The organism is Levilactobacillus enshiensis, assembly GCF_007115095.1.
Classification (GTDB): Bacteria; Bacillota; Bacilli; order Lactobacillales; family Lactobacillaceae; genus Levilactobacillus; species Levilactobacillus enshiensis.
The window spans coordinates 96,277-111,921 of record NZ_SULH01000001.1; the positions used below are offsets into that span (position 1 = coordinate 96,277).

16 protein-coding genes are annotated in these 15,645 nt (G+C 44.9%); 7 read left to right on the forward strand and 9 right to left on the reverse strand.

The window, feature by feature from the left end; translation table 11 throughout:
- Positions 1-36 precede the first annotated feature (36 nt).
- Positions 37-624 carry a TetR-like C-terminal domain-containing protein gene (locus FAY32_RS00410; protein WP_143461359.1) on the reverse strand — a complete coding sequence of 196 codons (588 nt, stop codon included), beginning with the start codon at positions 622-624 and terminating at the stop codon, positions 37-39.
- Positions 625-794: 170 nt separating this feature from the next.
- Here FAY32_RS00410 and FAY32_RS00415 point away from each other — a divergent pair, with 170 nt between their 5' ends.
- Positions 795-1,970: an NADH-dependent flavin oxidoreductase gene (locus tag FAY32_RS00415; protein WP_143461360.1), complete on the forward strand. Its 1,176-nt coding sequence runs from the start codon at positions 795-797 to the stop codon at positions 1,968-1,970.
- 63 nt (positions 1,971-2,033) lie between these two features.
- On the opposite strand, the gene FAY32_RS00420 is transcribed toward FAY32_RS00415, so the two are convergent.
- Both FAY32_RS00420 and FAY32_RS00425 read right to left on the reverse strand, forming a co-directional pair.
- Positions 2,034-2,348 carry a winged helix-turn-helix transcriptional regulator gene (locus FAY32_RS00420; RefSeq protein ID WP_158727521.1) on the reverse strand — a complete coding sequence of 105 codons (315 nt, stop codon included), beginning with the start codon at positions 2,346-2,348 and terminating at the stop codon, positions 2,034-2,036.
- A 64-nt stretch (positions 2,349-2,412) separates the two neighbouring features.
- The gene (locus tag FAY32_RS00425; RefSeq protein WP_143461362.1) at positions 2,413-3,489 is read right to left on the reverse strand and encodes a PucR family transcriptional regulator; all 1,077 of its coding nucleotides are present in this window, start codon (positions 3,487-3,489) and stop codon (positions 2,413-2,415) included.
- Positions 3,490-3,642: 153 nt separating this feature from the next.
- Here FAY32_RS00425 and FAY32_RS00430 point away from each other — a divergent pair, with 153 nt between their 5' ends.
- The 5 genes from FAY32_RS00430 to FAY32_RS00450 all read left to right on the forward strand — a co-directional run bounded on the left by FAY32_RS00430 (position 3,643) and on the right by FAY32_RS00450 (position 8,779).
- Entirely contained in the window at positions 3,643-4,299 is a 657-nt protein-coding gene (locus FAY32_RS00430) for a nitroreductase (RefSeq protein WP_143461363.1), read from the forward strand.
- Positions 4,300-4,312: 13 nt separating this feature from the next.
- Positions 4,313-4,933, forward strand: coding sequence for an NAD(P)H-binding protein (locus tag FAY32_RS00435; protein ID WP_143461364.1), 621 nt, complete (start codon positions 4,313-4,315; stop codon positions 4,931-4,933).
- 126 nt (positions 4,934-5,059) lie between these two features.
- Positions 5,060-7,279 carry an alpha-galactosidase gene (locus FAY32_RS00440; protein ID WP_143461365.1) on the forward strand — a complete coding sequence of 740 codons (2,220 nt, stop codon included), beginning with the start codon at positions 5,060-5,062 and terminating at the stop codon, positions 7,277-7,279.
- Between the two features lie 88 nt (positions 7,280-7,367).
- Complete coding sequence (gene pcp / locus FAY32_RS00445) at positions 7,368-7,979, forward strand: pyroglutamyl-peptidase I (protein WP_143461366.1); 612 nt, start codon at positions 7,368-7,370, stop codon at positions 7,977-7,979.
- Between the two features lie 149 nt (positions 7,980-8,128).
- Entirely contained in the window at positions 8,129-8,779 is a 651-nt protein-coding gene (locus FAY32_RS00450) for an MIP/aquaporin family protein (RefSeq protein ID WP_143461367.1), read from the forward strand.
- 113 nt (positions 8,780-8,892) lie between these two features.
- Here FAY32_RS00450 and FAY32_RS00455 read toward each other — a convergent pair whose 3' ends face one another.
- The 5 genes from FAY32_RS00455 to FAY32_RS00475 form a co-directional block, all read right to left on the reverse strand.
- Positions 8,893-9,237 (reverse strand): iron chaperone, encoded by a 345-nt coding sequence (locus FAY32_RS00455; protein ID WP_143461368.1) that lies wholly within the window; start codon positions 9,235-9,237, stop codon positions 8,893-8,895.
- A 13-nt stretch (positions 9,238-9,250) separates the two neighbouring features.
- Positions 9,251-10,198 carry a DNA adenine methylase gene (locus tag FAY32_RS00460; protein ID WP_143461369.1) on the reverse strand — a complete coding sequence of 316 codons (948 nt, stop codon included), beginning with the start codon at positions 10,196-10,198 and terminating at the stop codon, positions 9,251-9,253.
- Positions 10,198-10,971, reverse strand: coding sequence for a DNA-methyltransferase (locus FAY32_RS00465; RefSeq protein WP_404820109.1), 774 nt, complete (start codon positions 10,969-10,971; stop codon positions 10,198-10,200). The genes FAY32_RS00460 and FAY32_RS00465 overlap by 1 nt, the downstream gene beginning before the upstream one ends.
- A gap of 117 nt (positions 10,972-11,088) precedes the next feature.
- Complete coding sequence (locus FAY32_RS00470) at positions 11,089-11,637, reverse strand: DUF7004 family protein (protein WP_143461371.1); 549 nt, start codon at positions 11,635-11,637, stop codon at positions 11,089-11,091.
- A gap of 11 nt (positions 11,638-11,648) precedes the next feature.
- Positions 11,649-12,275 (reverse strand): hypothetical protein, encoded by a 627-nt coding sequence (locus FAY32_RS00475; RefSeq protein ID WP_225428252.1) that lies wholly within the window; start codon positions 12,273-12,275, stop codon positions 11,649-11,651.
- A gap of 267 nt (positions 12,276-12,542) precedes the next feature.
- Between FAY32_RS00475 and FAY32_RS00480 the strand changes: the two genes are divergently transcribed.
- On the forward strand, positions 12,543-13,940 hold the full coding sequence (locus FAY32_RS00480; protein WP_143461372.1) for a type II restriction enzyme: 1,398 nt from the start codon (positions 12,543-12,545) through the stop codon (positions 13,938-13,940).
- 144 nt (positions 13,941-14,084) lie between these two features.
- On the opposite strand, the gene FAY32_RS00485 is transcribed toward FAY32_RS00480, so the two are convergent.
- Positions 14,085-15,506 carry an APC family permease gene (locus FAY32_RS00485; protein WP_143461373.1) on the reverse strand — a complete coding sequence of 474 codons (1,422 nt, stop codon included), beginning with the start codon at positions 15,504-15,506 and terminating at the stop codon, positions 14,085-14,087.
- Between the last annotated feature and the right edge of the window lie 139 nt (positions 15,507-15,645).

Sequence of the window (15,645 nt, forward strand, 5' to 3'; positions counted from 1 at the left end):
AAAATGGGATTGTGGTGATCAAAGTAAAGATAGGTTTTATTGCTGCATGGCTGCACGCGAATGCGACTCGGATACTAGTGGTGCGTGACGGATGTTCAGCTTGATTCGGCAGAGCAGTTCAGGCATAAATGAATGTAGATCATGTCCGAGTTCCGCTGCTGGTTGTTGCATACCGGTTAAGGCCCAATGACGCGTATAGGTAACGAACCCATCGACATAGAAAGCAAGGGCTTTTTGTTCGTCAGAAGTGAGCGCTGGGTGAGTGCTGTGGATTGCGATGGCATTGGAGAATTCACGCAGTAGTTCGCCGTGAAAGAATTCGGTGAAGGAATTTTGACCGGCATCCTGAAAGGTCATTTTGTAGAATGCTTGGTGGGCCTTGAGATAGGTCAAGGATTTGGTAAAGATTCCCTCCCAAGTATATTCATGGCAGTCCTTAAAAATCTCAATCATCGCTTCTTGATAATAATTATTAATGACATCATATTTATCAGCAAAGTATTTGTAGAAGGAACCGCGGCTGACACTGGCAGTTTGGAGAATGTCGTTGACCGTAATGCTTTTGATTTCTTGGTGCTGACCAAGCGTGTAGACGGCGTTAAAAAGCTGTTGTCGAATATCCATTTTTTTCACCTACTTTAGACAGAATATGGGCTTTGTTTAGTAATGAACAAAAAGTACAAAATGTCTCTTACTTATCATAAGCGCTTCTGGTACATTGGACAAGTAAGCGTTACCCAGCCGGTTCAGACTGGTTAGAAATGAGTCGGGTAAATGAAGTATAGGAGGCTTTTGTGATGAGCTATCAATTTTTGCAAGCTAAGACGTTAAAATCTGGTGTACGGGTTAAAAACCGGGTCGTTTTACCACCAATGACGGAATGCATGGGACTGGAAAACGGTGAAATTTCGCGTGAAGAGTTACGTTATGCGGCTATTCATACTGGTGGTGTGGGATTGTTCATTACGCCAGTTGCTTATGTAAATTCCCGGGGAAAAGGCTTTGAAGGGCAACTGTCAGCTGCAGAGGATCGGTTTATTCCTGGTCTAACCAAGTTGGCACGGGCTATCCAGCAGAACGGAACGAAAGCCATCTTGCAGATCTTTAGTGCTGGCCGGATGTCAACGTCGGCAATCTTACGGGGCCAACAGACCGTTTCCGCAAGTGCCGTTGCGGCGCCACGTCCCGGTGCTGAGACACCAGTTGCCTTAACGGATGCCGAAATTGAGCAAACCATTACCGACTTTGGTGAAGCCACCCGCCGCGCCATTGCTGCGGGGTTTGATGGCGTTGAAATTCATGGCGCCAACACGTATCTGATTCAGCAGTTTTTCTCTCCACACAGCAACCGACGTACGGATCGGTGGGGCGGTTCCGTTGAAAAGCGGATGGCGTTTCCCCTGCGAATCGTGGCTGAAGTGCAACGGGTCGTTCAGGAGAATAGTCACCGGCCATTTGCTGTTGGCTATCGGTTCTCGCCGGAGGAAATAGAGAAACCAGGAATTACCATGGCGGATACCCTAAAGCTTGTTGCGAAGTTAGATACACTTGGTTTGGACTATCTACATGTTTCGATGGGCAATGTTTGGCGGACATCGTTGCGTGATCAGGATGATCAGGAACCCCTAATCAAGAAGATTCAACGGGCGGTTTCCCAAACACCGCTGATTTCTGTGGGGAGTGTTGCGACGCCAGCGGATGCTGAACGGGTCATGACGGCTGGCATTGACTTTGTGGCAATCGGGCGTGAAAGTATTCGTGAACCACAATGGGTCGAGAAGGTTGAAGCGGGTGCTGAAGACAGTATTCGTTACACGTTGCCACTGACCGACTTAGATGAGTTAGGCATTGCATCACCGTATTTCGAATTTTTGGCTGGCATGGATGCTGGTGGGGCGCACATTGGCTTTGTGCCCGCGTTAAATCAGCCCACGATGGCGGCTGCGGAAGATCCCGTCTTTAAAAAGTAAATATCATGGAAAAAATAAACGAACGTTTCCGAACCTAAAGGGTGGGGGAGCGTCCGTTTTTGATTAGCGACTAAGTTCGTATGTTAAGGTCTCGTTACCCCAGTGCTCGAGGGATAATAAGATGTTGTGCAACATGTAGCCACTATCTGTGAGGCGATAGCTGTAGTCGTCGTTTGCTATCGTTTCAATTAGTCTTAAATCTGTGAGTTGTTTGAGTTGCAACAGAAGATTAAAGGTAGAGATACCACGAACGGTGCGGCGAAGTGCCATAAAATCTGTAGGCTGGGGGCCTAGTTGATATAAGATCAAGGAGTACCAACGTTGATTCAGTACCTCGACGCCGAGTTCACTACCAAGATTAAGTTGTGTTAATGCCATGGTTACAGAGCCTTTCTTTATTTTCATGATTAGGAGAATACGCAGTACTGACTGCAATTAAGGACTATTGAAGCCGAAGATAGTTAAATAGTCGGTAGCTCAGCCGAACGCCAAAAGTTTTGTCGGGATTACTGAAGTCAATTTCAATCAGCCCTTGAATTTTACTGAGTCGTTTGGAGAGACTATTGCGGTGCAAGTGAAGCTGTTCAGCAGTTGTACTGATGCGACAATCATTTTCTAAGAACTCGTGGAGGGTGATGAAAAGCTCCGTGTGATGGTCATCATCATACTGTTTTAAAAAGAGAAGCTGCGCGCACATCGTATTTTTTAACAGTGGAGAATTCTTAACTTGGGATAGGATGATATAGATGTTGTATTTTTGAGTGAGATTGACGACCGTCAAAGTGCGTAACCGATGTGCCAGGTGATTGGCTTGCTGGCAGATTTGTAAAAATTCTGGTGTCTTGAGGACATCTTGGTAAGCCTCTGAAATGAAGAAATAGTGGTCAAATTCTCGCCCCAGACGTTCTAGTTGTGGACGTAGTTGTGGAATATCAGCTTCGTTCAATAGGAAAATCAACCCCTGCTTTGAGTCTTCAGTTAAGGGAAGTGGTGCAATTAAGTTGCGAAGGGTCGCAATAAATTCGGTCTGATTTGTCGCTTTAGCCGTGGCGGTTACGCAGACAATCCGGCCGCGAACGACGTTACGTAGCAAACTAACGTCCGTTGTTGCGGGGTGTGACAACAACGTTGCTAAGACATTGTTGACCTCTCCCTGATTGGGATTCAGTGCATAGCGGTCAATGAACCGATTGAGAACTTGCAGAGCCAATTGAACTTGGCCGAGAGTCAATGGATAGATTTTAGACTGTGACGCGAAGAAGTACCATTTGGTGAGTGCTAAGGGGTTGACGACGCTACGAATAAATTCTTGTTGACCTTGACGATAGATGTCTGTATTAGTTGTGGGGACTAACCAGTCGGTGGGAACCTGAGCCAACGATGACCGTCCCTGACTCACAATGTGACCGTGTTGGTCGACAACTAAAACGGTCTGGTCTAAGTAGTCAGCGAGTAAGGCGGTTACTTGATCAAACGTCGTACATTCAATGGCCCGTAGCAAAAGTGTTTCGTTCTTCATGAGTATCCTCCTTGGTGTTCATTATGCACACTTCGAATCTAGATGAGTGGTGATTTTTCACCTTGTAGCTAACGTGTTGGCGGTGTTAAAGTAACACCATGTTGAAAAATAGCTTAGCATTTGTAGGGCAGGCTGTCTACCAGGAGGGATAAAATGGAATTTGATAAATTAGTTCATGTACGACATTCATCACGAGACTTTAGTGATCGTCCGGTTTCAGCAGCGACTTTGACGGCAATCGTGATGGACGCCAAACAAGCCCCATCGTGGGCTAATGCACAGCCTTGGCAGGTCATCATTGCGACTGGACAAACGTTAGCAACGATTAAACAGCAGCACCGGTTGCGTAGTCGTCAAGGCTTGCCTGGTAACGCTGATCTTACGGTAGCACATCGTACAGAATGGTCGGATACAGCACGACAAAACATGGCAATTTGGAATAGTGAACTAGGTCAATTTTTGCAGCAAACGGTAGCCGGACCGGCCGGATATGGCCGCACGCAAGATAATTTATTTAATGCGGCTGCTCTGGTCTATTTAGTTCTGCCGCGTCCCATTAATCAGTGGGCAGTATTTGATCTTGGGGCGTTTGCGCAAACCTTAATGCTGAGCGCGGCTAATCGTGGTGTTCAGTCAATCCCAGCTTACGAGATTGTTCGTTATCCAGATAATCTACGAAGCTTGCTACAAGTTGATGATGATCAGCGATTTGTGATGGGGATTGCATTGGGATATGAAAATGACAATCCTATCAACAAATTTGGCTCATCGCGGGCCAGCAATCAACAATTTTTAACTTTAAAGGATTAGGTGGGATATGAAAATGAAAATTTTAATTGTGGGTGGTACCGGTCGAATTGGAACCTTGCTGGCAAAGCAGTTAAGCGCACGGGGACATACAGTCATCAGCGCATCTCGACAGGTGGTAAATACAACGACAACGATGACGCTGGATCTGCATGCAGCACCTGAGAAACTAGCCCCGCAGCTAAAAGGAATGGACTTAATCTACTTTGTAGCGGGATCACGAGGCAATGATCTTTTGCAAACGGACTTAAACGGCGCGGTTAATATCATGAAGGCCGCCGAGTTAAGTGGCGTCCAGCGTTACATTCAATTGAGTTCGGCGTTTGCATTGCAGCCAGAGCATTGGCATGAAGGCTATTTGGCTGGAATCACGGACTATAATATTGCTAAATACTTTGCCGATAAGTGGTTGATGACACAGACGAATCTCGCTTATACGATCCTACAGCCGGGTGTACTGACTGAAAAACCGGCGACTGGGAAAGTGACTTTTGACGTGACGAAGCCAGGTGAAAATTCCTTGGCTGATGTTGCAGGTGTACTGGCTAAATTGGCGACGGCAACAAATACGATTGGAAAAGTAATTATGATGGGGAGTGGTCAACAGGCAATTTCACGGGCTGTGGCTAACGTTTAGTTGAGATACAATTTATGGTTCCAACCATTTAATGGTCGGAACTGTTTTTTGATCCAAAATAACTGTAAGCGGTACCGAGATATGCTACGATGAGAGCAGAAGTCAACTTTGAAGGGAGCAACGAACATGCCAATTTTAGTTCAGCATCACCAATTTCATCTGCAGACGGACCATACCAGTTATATTCTTCAGGTCATGGAGAATGGCGAGCTAGGTCAGTTGTACTATGGGCGACGGATTCATGATCGGACTAGCTATCCTGACCTGACCGCTAGAGAAGAGCACGGGGCCATTCCAGCGTGGCGACTCAACCGGCCAGACTTTCAACCGGAAACGTTAAAACAGGAGTTTGCCAGTTTAGGTAAGGGGGATTATCGTGATCCGGCTTTTCAAATTACCTCACCAGATGGCAGTCGCATCTCGGAATTTCATTACGTTGCCTATCAGCTCGAAACTGGGAAACAGCGATTAGCCGGTCTACCGTCGACTTTTGCCACGGACGATGACGTTCAGACCCTGACCCTGATGTTGAATGATACCGTTTCACAGCTAACGTTAGCGTTGCAGTACACAGTCTTTCCCCATCAGGATGTCATTGTGCGTAGCGCCAGCTTCACAAATACTGGCCAGCAAACACTGATGCTGAATCGGGCCATGAGTAGTCAGTTGGATCTGCCGGATGCCAATTATGATTTCATGCAATTCTCCGGAAGTTGGGCACGTGAACGCCATCTGGTTCGTTCGCCGTTACATAGTGGGACGCAGCGTATTGGTAGCCTCCGGGGGGCTTCCAGTCACCAGCAAAATCCAGCAATGATTTTAGCACGGTCGACGACGGATGAGGACCACGGATCTGCGTTTGGGTTCAACCTGATTTATTCAGGAAACTTTTTGGATCAGGTCGAGGTCGATGCTTTCGGGACGGCCCGAATCTTAATCGGCATCAATCCAGAGGAATTCGGCTGGCAATTGACACCGGGTGAGCAGTTTCAGACGCCAGAAGCAGTGCTCAGCTATACGGATGCTGGTCTGAACCAGTTGAGCCAGCAAATGGGTGAATTTTATCAGCGCCATCTGGTCAATCCGCACTTCGCGCAGGCACCGCGACCGGTCCTAATCAATAATTGGGAAGGCACTTATTTTAATTTTGATGAGGCGAAACTCACGGCGATTGCCAGTGACGCTAAGAAATTGGGCATCGAAATGTTTGTCCTGGATGATGGCTGGTTCGGTCACCGTGACGATGACACAACGTCGTTAGGGGATTGGGATGTTTACGCGCAAAAATTGCCTAACGGGATTGCGCACTTAGCCGCCAAAATTCATGGTATGGCGTTGAAATTTGGTCTGTGGTTCGAACCAGAAATGATTTCAATCGATAGCGACCTGTACCGCGCCCATCCAGAGTGGACGGTGAAGACGCCCCACCGGGAAATGACGCCAGGGCGCAACCAATTTGTCATTGATATGGCCAATCCAGCAGTGGTTGACTACTTGTATGGTAAGATCAGTCGGTTGATTGAAGATGCCCACCTAGACTATATCAAGTGGGATATGAATCGAAACATCACGGAGGCTTACAGTCCAACCCTGCCAGCCAGTCAGCAGTTAGAGTTTGCTCATCGCTACATGTTGGGTGTTTATCAGCTGTATGGCCGGTTGACCACGGATTATCCGGATGTCTTGTTTGAGTCCTGTGCTTCCGGTGGCGGGCGCTTTGATTTGGGGATGATGGCGTACGCGCCACAAGCCTGGACCAGTGACGACACGGATGCGGTGGAACGGCTGAAGATTCAATTTGGCACGTCGTATGGCTACCCACAAACGATGATGGGTGCACACGTATCGGCTGTGCCGAATGATCAGACGGGACGAATCACGCCGATTGAAACGCGGGCGGCCGTGGCGTACTTTGGTGACCTTGGCTATGAACTGGACGTGACGAAATGTTCGACGGCGGAGAAGGCGGCCATTAAGACACAGGTTGCGTTCTACAAGGCCCATCGTGAGCTGTTCCAGCAAGGAAAATTTTACCGGTTGGACAGCCCATTTGCGGGTGACGGTAACGTTGGTAGTTGGCAGGTCGTCAGCGCGGATGGTCAGCACGCGATTGCGGCTCGTTATCAAGTGCTGAATCATCCTAACCCAGCCTACAATCGCCTGTATTTGCGTGGCCTACAAGCGGATCAACGCTACCGCATCGCGGGCAACGACCACGTTTACTACGGGGACGAGTTGATGAACGCGGGTGTGTTCATCCCGCACCTGCAAGACAGCACGGAAGGCATCGAGGAGTCATTTGATTTTAGTGCCCGTTTGCTGGTAATCGATGCGGTTGAGAAGTAAAAAATGAACAGCAAAGGGGCGATTGCGTTGCGGCGTGGTCGCCCCTTTAGCGTATAATAGGGCTAATAATTGCTCGGAGGTGGCGGCAGTGAAAGTCTTAGTGACGGGATTTGACCCGTTTGGCGGGGAAACGATGAACCCGGCGATTGAAGCGGTGAACCAGTTGCCAGCGACAATTGCGGGGGCGACGATTGTAAAATTAGAGATTCCAACTGTATTCAATCGGTGTGCGACGGTTGTACGGGAAGCGATTGTACGTGAGCGACCAGCCGTGGTTTTGAGCATTGGTCAAGCGGGTGGACGTGCGGCGTTGACACCGGAACTGGTCGCCATTAATTTAAGCGATGGTCGAATTCCGGATAACGCCGGCCAACAACCGGTCGATCAGCCGATTCAGACTGATGGGGCGACAGCGTACTTCACGCAACTCCCAGTTAAGGCCATGGTTGCAGCGATTCGGGCGGCTGGTCTGCCAAGCACTTTGTCGACGACGGCGGGGACCTACGTTTGCAATCATCTCATGTATCAGGTCCAGTACTTGCGGTCGACTGAGTTTCCGGAGTTGCGGGCGGGTTTCATGCACATTCCATTTTTACCGAGTCAGGTGACTGACCGGCCCAATACGCCGTCGCTCGCGTTGGCGGATGACGTACGGGGAATCACAGCGGCGATTACGGCCATTGTGCAGCAAACAGAGTGAGCTAGGAACGCTTTTCCGAGAAGGGGGAGCGTTTTTTTACGGGTCGGTAGTCAAAAATAGATGAGTTGCCGGGACATTTTGCGTATTGGTACCGTCGTTTACTGAAGTGTTCTATAATTATTTACATAAGTGAGATAGGAGGAATTATCATGCAGAAATATACTGCAGAGTTTATGGGAACCTTTATGCTGGTCTTCTTGGGAACCGGTGCGGTAACGGTCGCTGCTGGGAATACGTTGACGATTGGACTGGCCTTTGGGTTGGCAATCACGGTGTCGGCGTACGCGTTTGGCGGTATCTCTGGCGGACATTTTAACCCGGCAGTGACGACGGCCATGTTGATCAATCGCCGAATTGGCGGTAAGGATGCCGCAGGCTATATCGTGGCGCAGGTGTTGGGGGCGACGGTGGCGTCAGCCTTTATTAAATTATTTGTCAGTGGTCTGGGCTTAGCAACCAATCAATTAGGGCAAACAGATTTCCCTAAGATTTCGATGGGCTTGGCCTTCGTGGTGGAAGCACTGGTCACGTTCCTATTTTTGTTGGTGATTTTAAATGTGACGAGCGACCGTCATGGTAATGGAGACTTTGCTGGTCTGACGATTGGGATAACGTTGGCCTTTTTGATCATTGTGGCACTGAATCTGACGGGCGGTTCATTAAATCCAGCCCGTTCATTCGGTCCCGCAATTTTTGCTGGCGGTAGTGCCTTGTCTCACCTGTGGTTGTACATTTTGGCTCCAGAAGTCGGTGCAATTTTGGCAGCGTTCGTTGGTCGACTGATGGGTAGCGAAGACTAAGTTAGCGAATGAAAAATACGCGGTGACGCTGTTCCGGGACACAAGTTGCCACAATATAATTTCGATGAGCACGAAAGGAGCTATGAAAAAAATCATAGCTCCTTTTTTGGTGGTTAATCGGTAATTTCATGCACGCGAAAAGCAACGATGGCGGCGATCAAGTTTTCGGGAAGCGGCTGATCGTAAGGGAGCTGAATAGCGCCTTTAGAGGTGTGGTAGGCCGTCAGCTCGTCGGCAAAATGCACAATTGGCGAGGCCGTTGGGTAGAGACCGAGGTGGCGCTTAGCCGCAGCAAAGTAAATAACGGGCTTTCCAGCAACGTAGAAGGCGGGCATGCCGTAACTGATTTTCTCGGTGGCATCAGGAAGTAGTGACTTGAGAAGGTCATACATAGCGACGAGCTCGGTGTGGTGCTTAGCTGCGGCGGGAGTGGTGAGGTAGGATTGGATGGGAGACATGGGTGGGGCTCCTTTAGTTAATAATTAATAATTCTGAAACATTTCCACGCCCCTTTGAACGTGCGGAAATCATTCGTGCAGCCTGAATTCGTTGAATCGTATAGTCAGAGTATAGGCTGTCAAAGAAATCGTCATTGGGATCACTTTGGTGTGGATCGGAATTACTTAGTGCAAAGTGTGAGCGACGTTTGGTAATTTCTTTAATAAAGTTGGCTAGTTCAATCTGTGAGGCATCATTAAAACTAGATTTTGCGTAGCTAGTGAAGCTAGCAGAGTCACTTAAGGGTCTGTAAGGCGGATCAAAATAGAAAAATGAATTTTCATCAGCAAAATGAAGTGTATCCTGATAATCACCAAGGAGAATTTCGGTGTTTTGTAGAAGATTGGAGAAGTTTAAAAGGTTATCATTATCAAAAAGATTTAATTGTTTCCGACGTCCAAAGGGAACATTGAAAGTACCTTTGGAGTTAACACGATAAAGGCCATTGAAATCTGTCTTATTTAGAAAGATAAAGCGCACAGCTTGTTCTATTTTTTGAGTGGTATCTATTTCAGTAGACTTACTTTGTTCTAAAAGCAGAGTTTGATTGAAACAATTACGTACCTGATAAAAATAATTCTTTTTTTCGTCGAAGTCATCATCATTAGATAATGTGTTGTATTCAATTTGAATATTTGTTAGACCAGTCATGAGTGGTTGGAGATGGTCCCGGACCTGAATGTATAGATTAATTAGTTCCGGATTAATATCCATAATGACTTGTTTTTTAAACTGATATTTAGTTGCTAGGTGAAGAAAAAGTGATGCACCACCAGCAAAGGGCTCAATGTACGTATCAATTTTATCTAAATTGAATTTTTTACTGATAGCTTGTTCGATTAGTGGAGTCAACTTTTTCTTTCCACCAGCCCATTTGATAATTGGTGATATTTCAGATAGTTTTGAGTTTGCAGCACACATTAAAATAAGGCTCCTTCTTCATTGCGGACACGACGTTTTGCAATTTCTAGATAGTCAATGGATAAATCAATTCCGATGCAATGACGATTAAGCAATTGACAGGCAAGGGCAGTTGTGCCACTGCCAACAAACGGATCAAGGACTAGCATGTCTTCGGTAGTAGAGGCTTCAATTATCCTAGTGATGATTGCCAAAGGTTTCTGGGTAGGGTGTTTACCAAATTTGCGTTCGGACTGGTTAATAACTGGGGTTGACCAGACATCCTTCATTTGCTTGCCGTGATTGTATTTACGCATTAATTCATAATTGTAGTAGTGTTTTTGTTTAGCAAATTTTCTAGCCCAGACAATAGTTTCCGTTGAGTGCGTGAACATTCTACAGCTAAGGTTTGGCGGCGGATTCAGTTTTTGCCAAGTAATATTATTTAGAATACGATATTCGAATTTCTTCATCAAGTAACCAATCTCGTAAATATTATGCATACTACCAAACACCCAGATGGTTCCAGTTGTTTTTAAAATTCGCCGCGCTTCCTTTAAAAATAGGTCATTAAATATTTCTGAGGTGGCATATTTAGAGTTGGGCTGATCCCAAGTTCCCTTATTAACACTAACCTTTTTGCCACCTCTGTTTGAGAAGCCACCATTGGATAAAAAATAAGGTGGATCAGCGACAATGACATCAACGCTATTATCCATCATCTTGTGCATAAGTTGAAGTGAATCACCCTGATAAAGACGAATTAAATTGTTCTGATAGTACGGCTCCCTCACTAAGCACCTCTTTTGATAAAGTATTGTTTTATGGATTGAAAGTAAGTATATGATGAAAAAACAATGGTGTCTTGAGAACGTACGTTTGAACTCAAGTGTAACAAAAAAAGCACGACCTTAGAAGCCGTGCTTTTTCATTTCTTGATCTAAATCTCTGGCAGACTTGTGCTTTGAATAATTTGCGGCAGCTTCTGGAGACATACCCTCATGAATTACTTGATAAACTCCTAATCTTTTTATGCGATGTTTCAGTTTAGAAGGTTGTCCACGAGTAGTTTTATAATACCATTCAGATATCATTGTCATGTAGAAACAATCAAATAACTTATGGAGCATAATAATTTGTTGTGGATCATCAGAGTATGATTGTGCGATTTTTTTGATTTGATCAAGCTGTTCTTGACTAGGTACCGGACGACCATTAGTCTCTTTAGCGTTTTTTGAAACTAGATCAAAAACAATAACAAATGAAGTGTAGACATGTTCGTGACCGTAATAGTGACTAATAGTCTTAATACGAGACAAATAGTCTTTATCATAGAGCTCATGGCCTCCTTTGGTATCGTGGTACATAAGGTGCCAATTATCTTTGGTACCTGTAGAAAATGTATAATAAGAATTATCAGCATATCTTTGAACAGTTCGTAAATTATCATTCCATGCCATGTTAGATCACCTCACAGACCGAACCACCAATAGTCATAATCATCGAAAAATATTTTTATGCCGTCCATTCTAAGGGCATCGAAATAGTCTTGATAGTTTTTTTGAGGTAGACTAGTTAGGTTGCCAGTTGGCTTAGTTTTAAGACCATATAACCACCATGAGGAATTAAAAAGGGCAGCAAAGGAAACAGTTGGTTTTGGTTCAAGCTGAAGCTGATTAAAATTATTTTGGTATAGTCTACGTTTATTGCCAAATCCGAAAATTTTCTCGTCAGTAGATCCAGTATGGTTCTGCCACTTTTTTTCGACTATAAAAATAGTGTTTGTTTCAAAATTAAAGAAAGTTTCGTCCGGTTCCCATTGCTTATAATTTATATTTTTCACGTTATAATGTTCATACATAATGTTATAGAATTGCTGCTTTTTAGAGATTATTCCAATTGATTTTTGATCTATTAAACGAATAACATCAAAAACGGCTAAACTTGAATGGATTGGTACTTTTTTTGAGAAAATGTGAGGCCTTAAGTCATATTTGGTTGAGAGATCTTGTACAATATGTGCGGCTAAGTCTGTCTTTTTTTCAAAAGTTAACCCATTATGATTGGTGTTAGCACCACCAGTTCCACCAGTCTTCATTAGGACACCCTCTTATCATATTCCTACAATTATAGTATACGATGTATTGTTTAAAAGTAAAATTAATTTAAAAAAATAGAATAATGTGTACCTTTACAGAGGCAAAGATATATATTTGCAATTTATTAATTTATAATGTAGCTTTCAAATAAAAAACAAAATTTTACGGGAAATGACTTAGTAGAGTACGATCTAATTTTTTATGTATAATATAAAGTAAATACAAACATTCTGCCCAAGGGGTGTTAACTACAAGGAAGTTAAATAATGGCACGTGGCACAAATAAAGCAAATAAAAATGAAGTATGGCAAGAGATATTTGATATTGACGGAGATAAAATTAGTGATTCCTTAGAGAAAAATGGTTATTTTGATATTACGGCGCCAGAGTTAAAGGAATTTAGTAATAAGTTAAATGGTCCAGACGTACGTAATTTAGCTAAATTTGATCGATCTTACAGTTTGCCAGCTCCATTTAAAACTGGTGTTAGTGACATTAAACATTTTATTAATATTATGCCGTTGGGGTATATTGACAAGGTATATACGTATCGATTAGGTAGATTTAATGCCTATGCTAATTTGGACATTGATGAGAATAAGGAACCAGAACTGATTAAGTTTCCTAATGTTCAGACGATTACACCTGAAACGATTCCGTCTGAGAATACCTACATTGATGCGGCTTTTTCTAGTGGAATGCTAAACAAGGCACTTCAAGATGGAGGTAGTCAATTTTTGCCGGTGCTACATGGAAGAATGGGATCAGGCCCGATGGAGTTTAATATTGGGACAGATCATCCACAAAAACTTAGTGTCAACAGTGCACAAATAGAAATTGATGCTACTTTTGAGAATGATAGGTCAATTGTTATTATTGAAGCTAAAGCCGTTCCAGAAGCCGATTTTTTAGTTCGTCAGTTATATTACCCTTATTATGTTATTCGTAATCGAGGTGTGACTAAGCCTGTTCGTCCTGCATTTTTATCATTACTTGCAGGAACCTATTATTTTAATGAGTATAAGTTTACAGATCCTAATAACTACTCAACGATCAAAATGGTTAGTCAGAGATCATATAGATTTTTTGATAATTCACCAATAACTTTAGGTGATATCGTTGAAATTTATAATGAAACTAAGACTATACTTGAACCTAAGAGTATTGTTTTTCCACAAGCTAATTCTTATCTTAAGCTGGTAAAAACACTAACTCTTTTAAACGATGCTTATTTTGATGAAGACAATGATAGTCAGGGATTACATAAAAGAGACATTGCGAGTGTGTTTGGGTATGCAGAGCGACAAGGTGACTATTATGGAAATCTAATTTTGTATTTAAATCTATGTGTAAAGCAAGGGGATAGTTATCTGATTAATGAAAATGGACGAACCTTATTACGAGAATTAGATACCAATGAGGGGAAAATATCGTTGATTACGCTATTACTACAACATCATCCATTTCGAGTTGTTTTTAAATACTTGTTAGATAACCCTCAGAAAAGAACACATGCACTGTCAGCAGATGATAAAAAAATATTGGCAGGTCAAGTTAAACCATTTTTAAATACCGATTATAATGATTCAACTATGAAAAGAAGAATTGAAAGTACTGACGCTTTAGTTCGTTCAGTAATATTTGATGCGATTGATGCGGAATAGCTCTAATGTGAATGGCATTATCGAATATATTTTTGATTGAAAGTGGAATTTAGTGGTGTTCGTGCGACGAACACATAAAATTAAGAAGTAGCTGCTATACAATCAAAAAACGGCCACCGCGTATTGCCAGCGGTGGCCGTTTTCCTACGCATTTTTCTTCAATCGTTGATATTCCTTCTCACCCAGCAAATGGTGCAACGCTTGATCCTTCTCCTGATGGTTCGACCGGCCTAGCCAGTAGAACAATAAGCCGAGACCAATCCACACCGCCAGCATGATATATTCTGTGGGCCAGGCCAATGCGACCGGTGATTTAGGATACAGCGTGCTGATGGCAATCAGCACCGCTAGTAGACCGCCCAACGTACTCGGCCACAGATGTCGCAACCGAAAGCCACCATCTAGTGTCGGATAATCGCGGCGGGTTCGGCGCAGTGCCATCGCCGTGATTGCCCAGGCCATCGCCACGAAGAAGCCGCCCAAGTCCAGAAAGTACGTCATCGCACCCTTACCTAACCAGCCGAAGCCAATTGCAAATACCAAGACCAGGACCGTCGCGTTGATTGGCGTATTACGTTTAACACTGATTGCCGCAAACTTTGGTGGCAGCAGACCTGCGCGGGCCAACGATAAAATCAGCCGAGGGGCCGCCGTAAATAGGCCAATGAAGCTGGTGAACAGGCCCAGAAAGGCAATCAGGTAGGCCGCCGTTCCTAGCAGGGGGAAGCCCGCTTTCGTAAACGCCGTGATCGACCCCATCGGAAACGTTGCCGTTTTATGCCACGGGTAGACCCACGCGCTGGCCAGCAGCACAATGATATAGTAACTGGCCGCGAGGATGATAGCGCCAACGACCGCCTTGCCAATCTTCTTTGGGGGCATCGCCGCTTCTTCTGCCAGAATCGTCACGACCTCCCAACCTGTCAGAAACGTCATGGCAGGCAATACGAACCGAACCACATTAGCAAATGGCTGGCTCCCCGCACTGAACGCTGGCCAAAAATTTGCCGGACTGCCTTGCGTAAACCCTGTGACGACCAGCGCGCCTCCCAAGATGAGCAACCCAATAAAGAGCACCGCTTGCACCCCCGCGGTCAGTTTGGTTCCGCGAACATTGAGCGCAAAAATGAAGAGCGTGAACGCTACGCCGACCGCCAATTCAGTCAGGGAAACGTGGGCCCCGGCAATCGTGTAGCCCGGCCCGGCCGACATCTGGGGAAAGATTGTGGCCAGGAGCATGCTGGAGGCAGTGACATAGAAGGATAAAGCGCTCAAGTAGGCGCCAAGAATCGCCCAGCCTGTGGCAAACGCCCATTTCTGACCAAAGGCTAAATAGCTATAGACGACCGGTCCGCCACTACGCGGGAAGATCGAAGAGAGTTCAGCAAAGGAAAGGGAAGCCAGAATCGTGATGAAGGTGGCCAGGACAAACCCAAATATTTCACCGCCCGCGCCGTACTTATCAAAAAAAATACCGTTAGTGTAGATCCAACTACTCCCAATCACGCTGGATGCACCTAAAATTAGCAGGCGGGGAAACGAGATGTGTCGGGACAAATTTTGCATAATTATCGCTCGCTTTCGTCAATGATGTTCAGCCGTCAGAGTTTTATGTACTTGTGAAATTGCTTCCCTCATTCTACGTGATGTAAGCGGTATCAACAACGAATATGTCTCGGTAAATTCACAATCAGCTGTCGGCAAA

Bases quoted from the DNA above. Each gene is read 5' to 3' on its own strand.
- FAY32_RS00410 (WP_143461359.1), bottom strand. From the start codon at position 624: ATGGATATTCGACAACAGCTTTTTAACGCCGTCTACACGCTTGGTCAG.
- FAY32_RS00420 (WP_158727521.1), bottom strand. From the start codon at position 2,348: ATGGCATTAACACAACTTAATCTTGGTAGTGAACTCGGCGTCGAGGTA.
- FAY32_RS00425 (WP_143461362.1), bottom strand. From the start codon at position 3,489: ATGAAGAACGAAACACTTTTGCTACGGGCCATTGAATGTACGACGTTT.
- FAY32_RS00430 (WP_143461363.1), top strand. From the start codon at position 3,643: ATGGAATTTGATAAATTAGTTCATGTACGACATTCATCACGAGACTTT.
- FAY32_RS00435 (WP_143461364.1), top strand. From the start codon at position 4,313: ATGAAAATTTTAATTGTGGGTGGTACCGGTCGAATTGGAACCTTGCTG.
- FAY32_RS00440 (WP_143461365.1), top strand. From the start codon at position 5,060: ATGCCAATTTTAGTTCAGCATCACCAATTTCATCTGCAGACGGACCAT.
- FAY32_RS00450 (WP_143461367.1), top strand. From the start codon at position 8,129: ATGCAGAAATATACTGCAGAGTTTATGGGAACCTTTATGCTGGTCTTC.
- FAY32_RS00455 (WP_143461368.1), bottom strand. From the start codon at position 9,237: ATGTCTCCCATCCAATCCTACCTCACCACTCCCGCCGCAGCTAAGCAC.
- FAY32_RS00460 (WP_143461369.1), bottom strand. From the start codon at position 10,198: ATGTGTGCTGCAAACTCAAAACTATCTGAAATATCACCAATTATCAAA.
- FAY32_RS00470 (WP_143461371.1), bottom strand. From the start codon at position 11,637: ATGGCATGGAATGATAATTTACGAACTGTTCAAAGATATGCTGATAAT.
- FAY32_RS00475 (WP_225428252.1), bottom strand. From the start codon at position 12,275: ATGAAGACTGGTGGAACTGGTGGTGCTAACACCAATCATAATGGGTTA.
- FAY32_RS00480 (WP_143461372.1), top strand. From the start codon at position 12,543: ATGGCACGTGGCACAAATAAAGCAAATAAAAATGAAGTATGGCAAGAG.
- FAY32_RS00485 (WP_143461373.1), bottom strand. From the start codon at position 15,506: ATGCAAAATTTGTCCCGACACATCTCGTTTCCCCGCCTGCTAATTTTA.